The organism is Oleiphilus sp. HI0132 (assembly GCF_001635845.1).
This window is the reverse complement of record NZ_LWGJ01001891.1, coordinates 1-13,716: the sequence shown is the minus strand read 5'-3', so window position 1 is coordinate 13,716 and position 13,716 is coordinate 1. Positions and strand designations below refer to the sequence as shown.

Annotated in this window: 13 protein-coding genes; 8 read left to right on the top strand and 5 right to left on the bottom strand. The window is 43.4% G+C overall.

The features are described 5' to 3' along the window. Positions 1 to 1,605: methyl-accepting chemotaxis protein (locus A3766_RS28570; protein ID WP_068643465.1), on the top strand; the 1,605-nt coding region annotated here is incomplete at its 5' end. 239 nt (positions 1,606 to 1,844) lie between these two features. Here A3766_RS28570 and A3766_RS28565 read toward each other — a convergent pair. Then, the gene (locus A3766_RS28565; RefSeq protein ID WP_068509454.1) at positions 1,845 to 2,144 is read right to left on the bottom strand and encodes a PilZ domain-containing protein; all 300 of its coding nucleotides are present in this window, start codon (positions 2,142 to 2,144) and stop codon (positions 1,845 to 1,847) included. A gap of 321 nt (positions 2,145 to 2,465) precedes the next feature. Here A3766_RS28565 and A3766_RS28560 point away from each other — a divergent pair, with 321 nt between their 5' ends. Both A3766_RS28560 and A3766_RS28550 read left to right on the top strand, forming a co-directional pair. Next, positions 2,466 to 3,386 carry a Tim44 domain-containing protein gene (locus A3766_RS28560; RefSeq protein WP_068643462.1) on the top strand — a complete coding sequence of 307 codons (921 nt, stop codon included), beginning with the start codon at positions 2,466 to 2,468 and terminating at the stop codon, positions 3,384 to 3,386. Between the two features lie 265 nt (positions 3,387 to 3,651). Beyond that, the gene (locus tag A3766_RS28550) at positions 3,652 to 4,476 is read left to right on the top strand and encodes a DUF2971 domain-containing protein (RefSeq protein ID WP_068509459.1); all 825 of its coding nucleotides are present in this window, start codon (positions 3,652 to 3,654) and stop codon (positions 4,474 to 4,476) included. A 17-nt stretch (positions 4,477 to 4,493) separates the two neighbouring features. Here A3766_RS28550 and A3766_RS28545 read toward each other — a convergent pair whose 3' ends face one another. Both A3766_RS28545 and A3766_RS28540 read right to left on the bottom strand, forming a co-directional pair. Further along, positions 4,494 to 6,104, bottom strand: coding sequence for an ABC-F family ATPase (locus A3766_RS28545; protein ID WP_082865154.1), 1,611 nt, complete (start codon positions 6,102 to 6,104; stop codon positions 4,494 to 4,496). A gap of 176 nt (positions 6,105 to 6,280) precedes the next feature. Next, positions 6,281 to 6,724 carry a DUF3010 family protein gene (locus A3766_RS28540; RefSeq protein WP_068509463.1) on the bottom strand — a complete coding sequence of 148 codons (444 nt, stop codon included), beginning with the start codon at positions 6,722 to 6,724 and terminating at the stop codon, positions 6,281 to 6,283. Positions 6,725 to 6,925: 201 nt separating this feature from the next. Here A3766_RS28540 and A3766_RS28535 point away from each other — a divergent pair, with 201 nt between their 5' ends. Then, positions 6,926 to 8,182, top strand: coding sequence for a DEAD/DEAH box helicase (locus tag A3766_RS28535; protein ID WP_068509505.1), 1,257 nt, complete (start codon positions 6,926 to 6,928; stop codon positions 8,180 to 8,182). A gap of 299 nt (positions 8,183 to 8,481) precedes the next feature. Here the strand turns inward: A3766_RS28535 and A3766_RS28530 are convergent, their stop codons facing one another. Further along, on the bottom strand, positions 8,482 to 9,477 hold the full coding sequence (locus A3766_RS28530) for a branched-chain amino acid aminotransferase (RefSeq protein ID WP_068509465.1): 996 nt from the start codon (positions 9,475 to 9,477) through the stop codon (positions 8,482 to 8,484). Between the two features lie 358 nt (positions 9,478 to 9,835). Here A3766_RS28530 and A3766_RS28525 point away from each other — a divergent pair, with 358 nt between their 5' ends. The 4 genes from A3766_RS28525 to A3766_RS28510 all read left to right on the top strand — a co-directional run bounded on the left by A3766_RS28525 (position 9,836) and on the right by A3766_RS28510 (position 12,508). Continuing rightward, on the top strand, positions 9,836 to 10,138 hold the full coding sequence (locus tag A3766_RS28525; protein ID WP_068509467.1) for a DUF6172 family protein: 303 nt from the start codon (positions 9,836 to 9,838) through the stop codon (positions 10,136 to 10,138). A 41-nt stretch (positions 10,139 to 10,179) separates the two neighbouring features. Beyond that, entirely contained in the window at positions 10,180 to 10,608 is a 429-nt protein-coding gene (locus A3766_RS28520; RefSeq protein ID WP_068509469.1) for a tetratricopeptide repeat protein, read from the top strand. 186 nt (positions 10,609 to 10,794) lie between these two features. Continuing rightward, positions 10,795 to 11,982, top strand: coding sequence for a glycosyltransferase family 1 protein (locus A3766_RS28515; protein ID WP_068643456.1), 1,188 nt, complete (start codon positions 10,795 to 10,797; stop codon positions 11,980 to 11,982). Further along, complete coding sequence (locus A3766_RS28510) at positions 11,951 to 12,508, top strand: phosphatase PAP2 family protein (RefSeq protein WP_068643454.1); 558 nt, start codon at positions 11,951 to 11,953, stop codon at positions 12,506 to 12,508. Before A3766_RS28515 ends, A3766_RS28510 begins: the two co-directional genes overlap by 32 nt. 17 nt (positions 12,509 to 12,525) lie before the next feature. On the opposite strand, the gene A3766_RS28505 is transcribed toward A3766_RS28510, so the two are convergent. Further along, positions 12,526 to 13,113: a nucleoside triphosphate pyrophosphatase gene (locus A3766_RS28505; protein WP_068643452.1), complete on the bottom strand. Its 588-nt coding sequence runs from the start codon at positions 13,111 to 13,113 to the stop codon at positions 12,526 to 12,528. Positions 13,114 to 13,716: the final 603 nt, after the last annotated feature.

Below are 13,716 nucleotides of genomic sequence, written 5' to 3'. Positions count from 1 at the left end.
AATGCAGAAAAATTTGTCAAACTAAGTAGCGAAATAGAAGCAATCGGAGATTCAACGGTCGAACAACTAGAAAAGTCCCCCTCTCAATTAGTCACATGGGATACTGGCCTAAATAATATGTGGTTGGCTGCCGATGGCGCAATGGAGTCTAGTATCGGCTTACTCTCTGGTCTCTACCATATGGCTCGTTTTATCGCAAAGAGCGAAGAGCATAGTGCCGCACAATACAATCTGAACGAAGCGCTCGCATTCCAAAAAGAAGCAGCAAAGGAAATGTTCAGTACTGGTGCATTCAAATTAAATGCAGGAAGCAAATGGCAAAACCTTAGTTATGAAGAGGCCTACACAAAACACTTAGACAAACATGAAGAACTAACAAAAAAGCTGTTTGCAGCAACTCACGCATATCAAACAACTCATATCAAATACATCACAATTGCTGACCAACTCCTGGTGCAGTTGGGTAAATTTGAAGAAAGCGGAGATCGAGTAGTTGAAAATGAAGTCGATGTCATTAATCAAATTCAACAGGCGACACTAAGCGTTATGACGATGACTGCAATTGGCGGCGTCGTGGTTGTGATTATCTTCTCTTTACTTCTACTGCGCTCAATCCTCAGCCCCTTAAACGAAATTAGCACGCGAATTGAAGACATAGCACAAGGAGAAGGAGACCTCACACTGCGTCTCAACATGGAGTCAAAGGATGAACTCGGCACCCTAGGAAATCACTTTGACAGCTTCCTTGATAACATCCATAACATTATTAGCCAGGTATCTAGTCGTTCTGTAACAATGTCGGCAGAGATCACGGAAATGGACAACGTTGCTCAACGAACAAATGAGAGTGTAGACGAACAAAGACGTCAAACAGACCTAATCGCTACAGCCATCAATCAGATGTCCTCAAGTGGTCGAGAAATTGCTCAAAATACCGAAAATGCGGCGAGAAGTGCGACCGAAGCGAAAATTGTCAGTGAAGAAGCCGAACAAATTGTCACCGAAGCAATCTCGACTATCGGCAGTTTATCAGCTGAAATTGAGGATGCCACAGGCGTCATCTCAACACTTGAAGATGAGGTCAATCAAATTGTAAACGTCCTCAACGTGATCGTTGGAATCGCGGAACAAACAAACCTCCTTGCTCTCAATGCCGCAATCGAAGCTGCGCGAGCAGGTGAGCACGGTAGAGGATTTGCTGTTGTTGCTGATGAAGTTAGAGGCTTGGCAGGACGCACTCAACAAAGCACAGAAGAAATACAAGAAATGATTGATCGACTCAAAAGTGGATCACAGAGAGCCGTCGAAGTCATGACACGAAGTAATGAACAAAGTCAAAGTACCGTTCGTCAAAGTGAACAAGTACAACGATCACTTAACCAAATTGCTTCTTCGATTTCAGTTATAAATGAGATTAACCAACTAGTAGCAAGCGCTTCAGAAGAACAGTCATGCGTGTGTGAAGAAATGGAGAAGAATGTTCAAACGGTTGTTGAAGTCGCCACCACGACCAGCGAGGGCATGGAACAAACTTCTGCAAGCTGCCAACAAGCAAACCAACTAAATCAGGATTTGTCCGACTTAGTTAACCGCTTTAAGGTCTGAGCAAGCTTATTCAATTGCTCAATAAAAAGGAAACTGATAGTCACTGCTGTATCATATTTTTTTAATCGTTCTATGTATACGAATCGATTAACTAGGTCTATATAGGAAACGCAAAGACACAGCAGAGATTAGGTTTACTACTCACCTAAGTCGAGACAAGTAGATCTCATAAATTTCAGAGGGACTATAAACCAAACCGCTTACATTGGTTAAAATTAGATCCCTCCGTCGCTTTTTGACTACTGCATGCTTTGTATTTGTACGCCGTGTAGATATCGACCCGATTCGATCTGGGTTGTTCGTACAACCGTCGCCTTGCTAACCAAGTCGGGCACTATTCCCATCTCTGAGCGGATACAGGCCTCAATACATTCACCTGCGTTAATCGCCCTATCAAGTTCAACTTGCATGCCATTTACACTAAGATCGAGGCAAGTGCCCTCAATATAGTTTCCAGTATCCAGTTTTACCTGGATAGGCGTGTCTAGCTTCATACGGATATGGTCACGTTTCTCATCATAATTTCTAACATTGATCATAGATAATTCCTCAACAACTGGATGCAGGACTGCTCAAGGCCTAAAAGTCAGACTCTTGAACCAACACTAAATATTAATCAAAGGTCGTACCGTAAAAACAGATACTTCTTACCATCAACACCTTGCGGCACACTTCTAGAATTTGAATAAAGCAAGGCACTAATAATTGGTCAAAAAAACGGCAATGGTCATCCGAGTGGGAATTGGCGTCTGAGTAAAGTGCCTCTCCCCCTTTATTTCTCTTCTCATTGACATTACTGGTAATGACATTAGGATACTTAGCCTGAAACGTATCACCATCCTAAAAGAGTATTATCACACATGAAAAAATTCTGGCTCATGCTACCTGTGCTGTTTGCACTAGCTTTAAACGCCACGCACGTCGATGCCAAAAAGTTCGGCGGCGGAAAGTCGTTTGGAAAGCTATTTCAAACCAAGCCTTCTCCTGCTAAAAAAGCTGCGCCAAATAATTCAGGAGCTGCAAAACAGAAAGCGCCGGCCAAGGGCGGTATGGCGAAAGGTTTAATGGGTGGCCTTCTCGCTGGTGGCTTAATTGCAGCTTTAATGGGTGGAGCATTTGAAGGCATTCAAATCATGGATATAATTCTGCTCGCTTTGGTGGCCTTTATTCTGATTCGCTTATTTAAAGGTATGATGCAAGCTAAAGCAGCCTCCATGGAGCCTCAACCAGCTTATTCTACAAATCAATTCAGACAAGAGAGCCAAACAGACGCCCAACCAAGCAAGTTCTTGGCGGGTCAGTTTCCTCAGTCATCTTCCGGCAATCAGCCAACAGCTAACCAGAACAACGATGCTACCTTTAATGAAGAGCAAACTTCAGGGTTTGGTTCGTATAATGATGTACCTTATAACCTGCCTGCAGACTTTGATATCAACAATTTTTTGACCGGCGCTCGTGAGCATTACCGTACCATCCAGCTAGCCTGGAATGAGAATGATCTAGGTAAAATTGAGGAGTACGTTAGCTCAGAGTTGTTTTCCCATTTAAAAGAAGAACGTGCAGCGCTTGAAGGTGAACAGCACACGAATGTGCTGTTTATTGATGCCCAGATCGTCAGAGCTGACCAATCAGCAGGCTTGGCAGAGCTAAGCATTCAGTTTAGTGGGCGCTATAGTGATGAAACCGAAGGAGTTGAAGAGGATATTACAGATCTTTGGCACTTAACCAGAGACACCCGCGATAACAATGCGCCTTGGTTAATCGTAGGAATCGAAAACTAAGCTATAGTTTCTAACAACTTCCTGACCATAAAAGCAGCTTACATACAACTGCCATAGGATCTTTATGTTTAGAATTTTAGTGCTGATCGTATTTTTAATTTCATGCCTGGTGGCGTTTATAAAGGCTGATAAATGGCCACGATGGAAACAACTTACAGTTATTTTCATCCCGACGATTATGCTATTCTGCTTTGCTTTAGTGCTTGAAACTTTAAACTGACCCTTTGGTTTTTCATTAAATATAATACGCTTATAAAGGTAGAAAGTGAGCCTGTTTTTATACTGCAGCGAGAAAGGCTTAACGTGGTTGCGAGAAGGGAAGCTACCTTTCTTAGAAGCCTCATCATTGATGGACCCATTCGTTAGCAATGAAGCCCTTAATCATCAGCCTGATGGGTCAATCGCTGTTTCAGATGAAGAGTTCAGAGTTGAATTGAAAGCTCAATTCGCGGCGCTACCAGAGTCTTTATCAAGCCTGATGAGCTTTGAGTATTTTGAAGAACAATCCCAAAGCAAACGAGCCAGTATTGAAGCACAAATAAGACAACGTTCTGTACCGCAAGTGAGTACAGTGTCGGCTAAACAACAGAAAAATCTAACACTGCTATGCTTATCTGAAAGAGCAGATAACTCGCTACTCTGGCAGTATCAAGCGGCTAATCACCGAGGTATGGTCATCGAACTAGACCAAACTCATGAGTTTTTTACCGCCCCTCAATACCGAGATGCCCCTCAAATGTTTCAGCCAGTGAAGTATAGTGCAGAGCGTCCGTTAAAGCTGAAAGACTCACATCCTTTCATTTCACTATTTCACCGTAGTGAACACTTTTCTCATGAGCAAGAGTGGCGCTTATTACGGCCGGCATCAGTGAGTGACAAGCTCATAAACGTCGATGAACTCAGTATTCACCTTCATAAAATCCCCAATACGGTGATCAAGTCCGTCACCTGCGGGGCAAATATGACAGCGGAACTAAAAAAAGCGCTCGTTAACCTCTTGAGCACTGACTTACGCTACCGACATGCTGAGCTTATGGAGTGCCGGCTGGACCCCGGCCAATATATACTCCATCGCACAGCCATTGATTGAGATAAAGTCAACTTGAACTAAGCGACCTTAACTTGCTCAGCTGCTTCCTGGTTAGCCATATACTCTTCGTAAGTGCCTTGAAAATCTATCAAGCCCTGGTCTTTAATTTCGATGACGCGTGTTGCCAGTGATGAGACAAACTCTCGGTCGTGGCTAACAAAAATCAAAGTGCCATCAAAGTTTTTAAGCGCTTCGTTCAGAGCTTCAATGGCTTCCATATCCATGTGGTTGGTCGGCTCATCCATAATCAGAATATTTAGGTCCTGCATCATTAACTTGCCAAACAACAAGCGGTTTTTCTCACCACCTGAGCAGACTTTGGCTTTCTTGTTAACGTCATCTTCGGTAAAGAGCATTCGACCTAACATACCGCGAACCATTAAATCGTTATGCTTTGCAGTACGCCACTGAGACATCCAGTCAAAGAGGTTTAGGTCACTGTCGAAATCTTTCGTGCTGTCCTGCGGGCAGTAGCCTAATACGGCATTTTCAGCCCACTTTACTTCACCCGTATTGGCTTGAATCTCATTCATCAAACAACGTAAGAAAGTTGACTTCCCCACCCCGTTCTCACCAATCACCGCAAGCTTTGCGCCCGCTTCTAGAATCAGGTCACCACCCGAGAAGAGTGTCTCACCGTCAAAGCCATGACCTAAGTCTTCCAGCACCAAGGCTTGGCGATGCAATTTCTTATCTTGCTTGAAACTAATGGAAGGTGTTAAACGGCTAGACGATTTGACTTCATCTAGCGTTATCTTATCTAGCTTTTTAGCACGAGAGCTGGCTTGTTTAGCTTTCGACGCATTGGCTGAAAAGCGGTTAACAAAGGCTTGAAGCTCATCAATTTCGGCACTCTTTTTAGCATTCTCGGCAAATAGTTGCTCACGTATTAGTGTTGAGGCTGCCGTAAAGGCTTCATAGTTGCCCGGGTAAATACGTAACTCGCCATAATCGATATCCGCCATATGCGTGCACACAGAATTCAAGAAATGGCGATCGTGCGAGATGATAATCATCGTACATTTTCGCTCATTCAAAACCGTACCGAGCCACTCAATGGTATGAATGTCCAGGTTGTTGGTCGGTTCGTCCAAAAGCAAAATATCAGGGTTCGCGAACAAAGCCTGAGCTAATAACACTCTTAACTTCCAACCTGGTGCAACTTGTGCCATCAAACCAAAGTGGAATTCTTCAGCAATACCCGCTGATAGTAATATTTCCCCGGCTCGACTCTCCGCACTGTAGCCGTCCATCTCCGCAAATTGCGTTTCCAATTCAGCGACCTTCATGCCATCTTCTTCAGACATTTCAGGTAGGCTGTAGATACGATCACGCTCTTGTTTCACTTTCCACAGCTCAACATCACCCATGATCACTGCATCGACAACGCTGTACTCTTCGAAGGCAAACTGATCCTGGCTTAGTACACCGACCTTTTCACCTGGTGTTATAGAAACGTTACCGGACGTTGGTGTTAACTCACCACTCAGGATTTTCATAAAGGTTGATTTACCGCAACCATTAGCCCCGATTAAACCATAGCGATTACCGTTACCAAATTTAGCTGAAATGTTCTCGAACAAAGGTTCAGCACCAAACTGCATGGTGATATTAGCGGTAGAAATCAAGAGAGCGTCCTAGGTATTTGAAGGTGAGAGGCTCAGCTTGAATGTCTTTCAATCGGTTTTAGCAAAGAGTGACAGAAGCTTAAGCACAAAGGGGCGCGAACTATAAAGACTTGGGGCTAGAAAGTCGAGACAAATTGACTATAAAACATACAAGACTGTCGAAGTAAGCCTGGCCGTTACTCCTGTTCTGCATCCACACCATAATGTCTACGCATAAGGTAGGCATAAGCTGTAGTAAATGCGGCTTCTTGCATCACTTTCAGGCCTGTTTCTTCAAAAGGTACCGGGATAGGGTTTTTCTTAACAGCTGCTTTGATATCAACTGGGGTTATCAAGCGAACATCGACTCCATCAATCAGTTCAATTGCAGCCTCCATTTTGAAACCAATCGCACCACCGGCAAACTTACCTTTTGTCGGTCTCTCTCGAATAATTACGGTATCTATTTGATAGTCTGTCATCAGTTTGGCAAACGTAGCCTGAAAGTACTTTAGACTATGGCTCTTCTCTAGCGTCACTTTTCTTACGCGACAGTCAGGGATATCGAATATCTCATCATCCATGGACAAGAGACAAATAATCGCATCACTACCCTTTAATTCAACACCACATACTTTCATAACTAAATCTCAATATTAGGAATGGCTGCATTGTAGGTAAATCTGCACGCTAATGAAATGATCAATAGCTGTTGGCGTATAGATTTCATGACAGATCAAGTAAAGCCCGGAATTAAACAGCCTAGCGGTGTCATATATCAAGTTCAAGATAAAGCCGCTACACTGCACGCCATTTTCCCACTATCAATAATCGAGATATCCATGAGCTTTCAAACCCTAGGTCTTTCCCCTCAATTATTGACTCATCTGCTTGAGCTCGGCTACCTTGACGCAACGCCTATCCAACAAGCAGCTATTCCTGAAGTTCTCGCCGGCCACGATGTGATGGCTGGGGCACAAACCGGTACGGGCAAAACCGCAGCCTTTGCCCTTCCCATTATTCAAAAACTTATTGATGCTCAAAACACCCTTAAGCCAATTAATGACAACATTGAAGAAAGCTCCTGCCAGTCACCCAAAGCCTTAGTATTAACACCTACACGAGAATTAGCACTACAAGTATTCAATAGCATAAATACTTACAGCCACAACACAAATATTCAGTCAGCTATCGCCTATGGCGGCGTTAGCTTGAACCCACAAATACAAGCTATCAAAAAGGGGGTGAGTATTGTGGTGGCTACACCTGGACGTTTACTCGACTTGCTCATGAAGGAGTGTATCGACTTAAATCACATTGAGTTCCTAGTATTTGATGAAGCAGACCGTATGCTAGACATGGGTTTCATTAATGATATAAATCGTATTTTGAGGGGCATGCCTAAACAGCGGCAAACCCTGCTATTCTCTGCAACCTTCGATCAGGCTATTTTCGATCTGAGCAAAAAATTATTAAAAGACCCCAAGCTCATTGAAGTCGATGCTCGCAATACCGCCGCTAAGAAAGTTGAACAAATGGTCTACACCGTCGACAAGGATCGCAAGCGCGAATTAACGTCTTACTTAATTGGCTCTAAAAATTGGCAGCAGGTACTCATCTTTACACGCACCAAGCAAGCCGCTGACGAGCTCTCCAAAGAAATGATCAAGGATGGGCTCAAGACGGCAGCTATTCATGGTGACAAGTCTCAAGGCGCTCGTGAGCGTGCACTGGAAGACTTCAAGCAAAACAAACTACGCGCCTTAGTTGCAACGGATGTCGCTGCTCGAGGGCTGGATATTGACCAGCTCAAGTATGTCATCAATTACGAACTACCTTACGTTGCGGAGGATTATATTCATCGCATAGGGCGCACCGGCAGAGCTGGCCAAGAAGGCCTGGCAATATCGTTGTTAAGCTTAGGTGAAGAGTATTTACTAGAAGAAATTGAAGCCGTGCTTGATGAACGTTTGCCGCAACAGTGGTTACCCGGCTATGAACCTGATTTAACAAAAGAAGTTAAAACATCGAAAAAGAATTCCCGCACCGCTCAGAAGAAACGTCGAAAAGATAGAGCGTACGGTAAGAAACGAAAGTAAGAGGAAAAAGGAGCTGTGTCAAAACCTAGCGTTGAGATAAACCGCTAGTCGCTTTGATGTTCTAACACAGCTTATTAGGAAAGGCCTTGCCTAAATAAGATAAGTAACTGGTAGTTATTTAACCGTGACCACTGGTCACAAGTCAAGTTAGAAGTGCTAAAAAGAGGCCAAATGGGGAGAAAAGGTTTATCCCATCTGTGGGATGATATAAAAAACGCGTACCAACTTATCCCCTACACAGGAAACAGTTCAATACGCGTCTTTTTCGCAATGCGATATTACATCGCAATGATCAAGGCTTAGACTTTCTGCAACCAGCCAAACTTATCTTCTGCCTTACCCCATTGAATATCATTTAGTGCCTGGCGAAGTTTTAAGGTGGTTTCACCTGCCTCACCAGAACCTACTGTAATTTCTTCATCATTATGAATTAAGGTGCCAACAGGCGTTAATACTGCGGCAGTACCAGAAAGCGCGGCTTCGGTACCTGGCTTTTGTGCGCGTTCAATCAATTCACTTACCGTGAAATCACGTTCGCTCACGGTCATTCCCATATCGCGGGCAATCGTTAATATTGAGTCACGAGTAATGCCGTGTAAGAAAGAACTATCCAAGGCCTTAGTTATGATCTCGTTTCCATCAATCAGAATGAAGTTTGCTGCACCGGTTTCCTGTACATCACCATTCGGGCAGAAAAGCACTTGATCAGCATTGTTAGTGTTGCGTGCACGAGCAATTGGGCCTAATGCACTGGCATAGTTACCACCACTCTTAATCATTCCCATATGAGGAGCACAACGCATACCGTCTTCTTCTAGCAATAGCCTTAAGGGCTTAACGCCACCAGAAAAGTAATCACCTACGGGTGATAACAAAACATATAGAAGCGACGTCGCAGAAGAGACCGCGGCTTTTCCAATGCTTGGTTCCGTGCCGATATGAGTCGGACGAATATACATAGAACCTGGCGCTTCAGGTACGTCTTCTACATAAAGTCCGACGATTTCTTTAATCATATCGCCTAATTGTTCTTTGTTAATTTCGGGTAGGAATAATAAATCTGTACTCTGGGCCATACGCTGAACATTGGCATCCATACGAAAAATATTAATGCTGCCATCTTTATGCTTAAATGCTTTCAAGCCTTCAAAGCATGTACTGGAATAATGCAAGACATGGGCACCCGGGTGTAATTCCAGTTTATCGGATGAAATGATACTTGAAGAGGTCCAAGAATTGTTTTCGTAGCTTGCCAGTGCCATTTTAGGCATGAAAACGGTTCCAAATGCGGCCATTACTATTCCTAAGTCTGTAAATGGAAGCCTTGAAATAAGCTTCCGGAATCAATTTTGCTCGGTGTGAATTGCTTATCGCAGCGATATTTTTCAGCAGACTGCACTCAATTCATAAAATTCTGCCTAGTATAAACTACCTAGATCGCCAATCAATGACGATATATCAATAAAGTTGCAAGTATGGCCATTCAAAAAAGCTCTACCCACCCAACAAGATGAGTATGCCCTAAGCTGGAGGCCACACACCCAGGAATCCAAGCTAAATGTCAAAGTCATGGTAGAATGTCGGCATAAACATTACACTGCCCACAGTTTAAACTCTCTAGCGCAAACGGCGCTCACCCAAGCAGGACTTCCGATGAAAAAAACTTATCAATTAGCTCACCCAAAAATCAAAGTGCCTCGCGTTGTCGACTCAGTAAAACATGACATCAGAAAGTTTCTCAAAAAGGAACGTAAGAAGCCTCTACCTTCTGGCACTAAATATTGGGGTTTTGATTGTAAGTTTGGTCAATCAGAAGAAGCGGCTGTGGAAATTCAGCTGCCCTCTTTGATGAGCCATATCGATGAACTGGTTGCGAATAACATTATGACTATCTACGTGGAAATCACTGCTAAAGCCGTTTCACCTGATGGCAATTCGATTCAACAGGAATATTAGACAGTAAACCCTAAGGCAGCGTGACTCAAAGGTAAAAAGAAATGATGAACACCAAGATATATAAAGCCGTCCACGGGCTTGCAGAAAAGCTAATGGCAGCAGCGAAAAAAGATGACCAAGAAACCTTTGATTCGCTCTACTCTGAACTCAAGGCGATCTGTCTAGATAATGAAGATACAGATAAGGATCACCCTGTTCAATGGGAAACATTAGCTGACTTTTCAGAAGACTTAAGCGATGCGATAGCCATTTATGAAAAGGCCCTAAAGAAGTCTGTCGATATTAATTCAAAAGACCATATGTCTTCAGTGGCATACTCAATGGCGACCTTGCAGGTCGAGCTCGGCCAGACTGAGGAAGCAATCAAAAACCTGCAAAACGCTAAAGTTAGCGCCAATAAAATTGAAGATGACTCACTTAAACGAGAGATCAACGAATTACTTGATTCCTTAGCAAGCCCGATGGAATAAGCATAACCGGGCACACTTTATTCGCCCTTAAGATAGTTTCAATAAGTACTTTTGTGGCGACACCCAGAACTCTACTGTTCTGGCAAAGCCCCTAAGTCATCAAACCATCATCCTTTTGTCACCAAACTGTCACTTCAAACATGAATAGTTTGTACATAAATTGTACAAATCCAAGTATGTATTGATATGACAAAAATCAAGGTGAGCATTGTTACTGAAACCTACTACCCTGAAGTAAATGGCGTTGCCAATACCTTGAAGTACTGGGTTGAAGGACTTCAAAATAAGGGTATCTACACTCAAATCATCAGACCCAAGCAGAATCCTGATGATGCCTCAGTGGAAAGTGATCAATGCGAGACCTATACAGTTGCCGGACTTCCTATACCGAGATACAAGGAGCTCAAGTTTGGCCTACCTTGTAAAAGGAAGCTAGTAAGTCTATGGAAGAAATCTCCACCTTCTGCTATTTATGTCGCGACCGAAGGCCCCCTTGGTCTTTCAGCTGTTCGTGCAGCTAAGAAACTGAATATTCCTATACTTAGCGGCTTCCATACTAATTTCCAGTCCTACAGTAAGTACTACGGCCTAGGGTTTCTCGAACCTTTAATATTTGGCTTCCTGAGGTATTTTCACAACCAGACACGTGGAACGATCGTGCCTACGAAAAAACAGCAGGAATGGCTAAGTCGAAAAGGGTTTGAAAATGTCAGTGTGCTCAGTCGCGGAATCGATTCTTCGCGGTTTACACCAAGTAAACGCTGTTCTCGCCTTCGTGAAAGATGGCATGTGACAGATGGGCAAGTCGTTTGCCTCTATGTCGGCCGAGTTGCAGGAGAAAAAAATATTGCCTTGGCTATCAAGGCCTATGAGAACGTCACCGCCACTCATCCGGACTGTGTTTTCGTCGTCGTTGGTGATGGCCCCTTAAGAAAAACCTTGGAAAGTGAACACCCTGGCATCCGTTTCGTTGGAATGAAAACGGGTGAAGAGCTAGCCAAGTATTATGCCTCAGCAGACCTTTTTCTATTTCCAAGCAAAACCGACACCTTTGGTAATGTTGTGACTGAAGCAATGGCAAGCAGGCTGGGTATCGTTGCATTTAATGACGCCGCTGCGAAGGAACACTTAAGCCATGGCAATTCGGCATATATCGCAGATTTAGACAATGACGAAGCATTCATTCAATTGACTCTGGAAGCAATCGCAAACTCATGTGAGCTGGAAAAAATTCGTGAAAATGCCTATCAATTGGCACAAACAATTACCTGGAACAATATCGTCAATCAGTTCGTCAAAAAGTTACTCGAAAAGCCACCCTTAAGGCTAGGAGATGAGACACATGAATCCTCTCAAAACATCAACAGCATTTAATAAGCTCAATAGCTGGGATATTGCAGCTTGCCTGTACCTTAATCATTTTTGTCGCACTAAAACGGTTAACACCTTCTTTGCAATAATCAGCCGCTTAGGGGATGGTGTTTTCTGGTATAGTCTCGCGCTTGTCCTGCCAATCTTATATGGTGAAGAAGGTCTACTTTTATCAGGGTTGATGATAACGGCGGGCGGTGCTTGCCTACTGATCTATAAGCAACTTAAAAAGAAACTAGTAAGAGAACGACCATTTATCCGCTCAAAAGATGTCTATAAAGGCTGCGCACCTTTAGATCAATACAGCTTTCCTTCTGGACACACAATGCACGCGGCCTGCTTCTCGACTGTTGTGCTATGGCACCTGCCAGAGTTCGCTGTATTATTGGTACCCTTCTCTATTCTAATTGCCCTCTCGAGAATGGTACTCGGCCTTCACTATCCGACAGATGTATTGTGTGGCGCGGGATTAGGTATATTGCTGGCATCAATTGCAAACTACTTAAGCCCAGTACTTTTCTATGCCTAGCATAGAAAGCCTTTGCCTTATTCCTGCCAAATAGGCACGTCGAAGGCCTGTAAGATCTTTCCGGTTTCAGCCAGAGGCAAGCCTACTACATTGCTGTAGCTTCCGACGATCCCCTCAACAAACAATGCCGCTTTACCCTGTATGCCATATGCACCTGCCTTATCCATTGGTTCACCCGTTGCGATATATTGCCTAATTTGCTGATCACTCAGCTTCATAAACGACACTTCTGTTGTCACAACATCAGCTTCAATTACCGCTTTCCCCTCAGATAACTTCGCCACAGCGATACCCGTTAGCACTAGATGATTTGTTCCTGATAAACGCTTTAGCATTTCAAATGCTACGCGTTCATTATCTGGCTTGCCTAGAATCGTGCCGTTTATCGTAACGGTCGTATCTGCAGCTAAAACTGTCTTTTCAGGATTAAAGCTGAGACCTGCTAAGGCTTTTTCTTTAGCCAAGCGCCTTACATAAGCGTCGGGCAATTCCCCTTCAAGTACTGACTCATCGATATCCATTGATGCACTATGATAAGGAACACCGATTTGTTCTAATAGTTCTCTCCGGCGACTGGAGCCAGATGCCAATAGCAAGTCTGCCATATTTTTTAAGATTCCTTCATAAATTGAATAGTAAACCTGGAATAATCGCTTCGGAAAGTATGACAAGCCTCGCTCCTTACGTAGCAGCGTCTTCAACGGAACGGATTGCTTTATCAATTGTTTATAGTCGGTTAAGCAGTAAAGGCGCTTTCTGAAAAATTGCTAGTTTTAACATAACAGTTCTCCAATAAATTTAGCCCTCTAAAAACGTTCAGCAAAGGTACTTTGTTTATCCTAAGAGTTTTTTTCTACTGAATATACAGTTATATAGTATTGCAAGTTACTTACAGCAACGGAAATTTTTTTGTAACTTTTGCTCTATAGAATATTTCGATCACCCTCAGAAAGCGCCAAGATAATAGGCAGTGCTCGATGCAGTCTTTTTCCGAGTAGTACTCACTACGAAGTAGTATGCCCCTAGGGTAATTTTTCGATAGAGCAGAGAGGGAAATGTTTCGTTAGTTGGTAAAACCATAATGTGACATTGAATATTGTTATCACGAATATTTAAAAGGAAGTCGGAATTAACCCCATCAAATCAATAAGCGTTATATCCATAACTATCGCATCAATCTTGCTATCTGCTTGTAGCACCATGCCTTC

What these genes read in the sequence shown, in the direction of transcription:
- A3766_RS28520 (WP_068509469.1), top strand. Translation starts at nt 10,180, where the DNA reads ATGATGAACACCAAGATATATAAAGCCGTCCACGGGCTTGCAGAAAAG.
- A3766_RS28515 (WP_068643456.1), top strand. Translation starts at nt 10,795, where the DNA reads ATGACAAAAATCAAGGTGAGCATTGTTACTGAAACCTACTACCCTGAA.
- A3766_RS28565 (WP_068509454.1), bottom strand. Translation starts at nt 2,144, where the DNA reads ATGATCAATGTTAGAAATTATGATGAGAAACGTGACCATATCCGTATG.
- A3766_RS28505 (WP_068643452.1), bottom strand. Translation starts at nt 13,113, where the DNA reads ATGGCAGACTTGCTATTGGCATCTGGCTCCAGTCGCCGGAGAGAACTA.
- A3766_RS28535 (WP_068509505.1), top strand. Translation starts at nt 6,926, where the DNA reads ATGAGCTTTCAAACCCTAGGTCTTTCCCCTCAATTATTGACTCATCTG.
- A3766_RS28525 (WP_068509467.1), top strand. Translation starts at nt 9,836, where the DNA reads ATGAAAAAAACTTATCAATTAGCTCACCCAAAAATCAAAGTGCCTCGC.
- A3766_RS28530 (WP_068509465.1), bottom strand. Translation starts at nt 9,477, where the DNA reads ATGGCCGCATTTGGAACCGTTTTCATGCCTAAAATGGCACTGGCAAGC.
- A3766_RS28540 (WP_068509463.1), bottom strand. Translation starts at nt 6,724, where the DNA reads ATGAAAGTATGTGGTGTTGAATTAAAGGGTAGTGATGCGATTATTTGT.
- A3766_RS28560 (WP_068643462.1), top strand. Translation starts at nt 2,466, where the DNA reads ATGAAAAAATTCTGGCTCATGCTACCTGTGCTGTTTGCACTAGCTTTA.
- A3766_RS28510 (WP_068643454.1), top strand. Translation starts at nt 11,951, where the DNA reads ATGAATCCTCTCAAAACATCAACAGCATTTAATAAGCTCAATAGCTGG.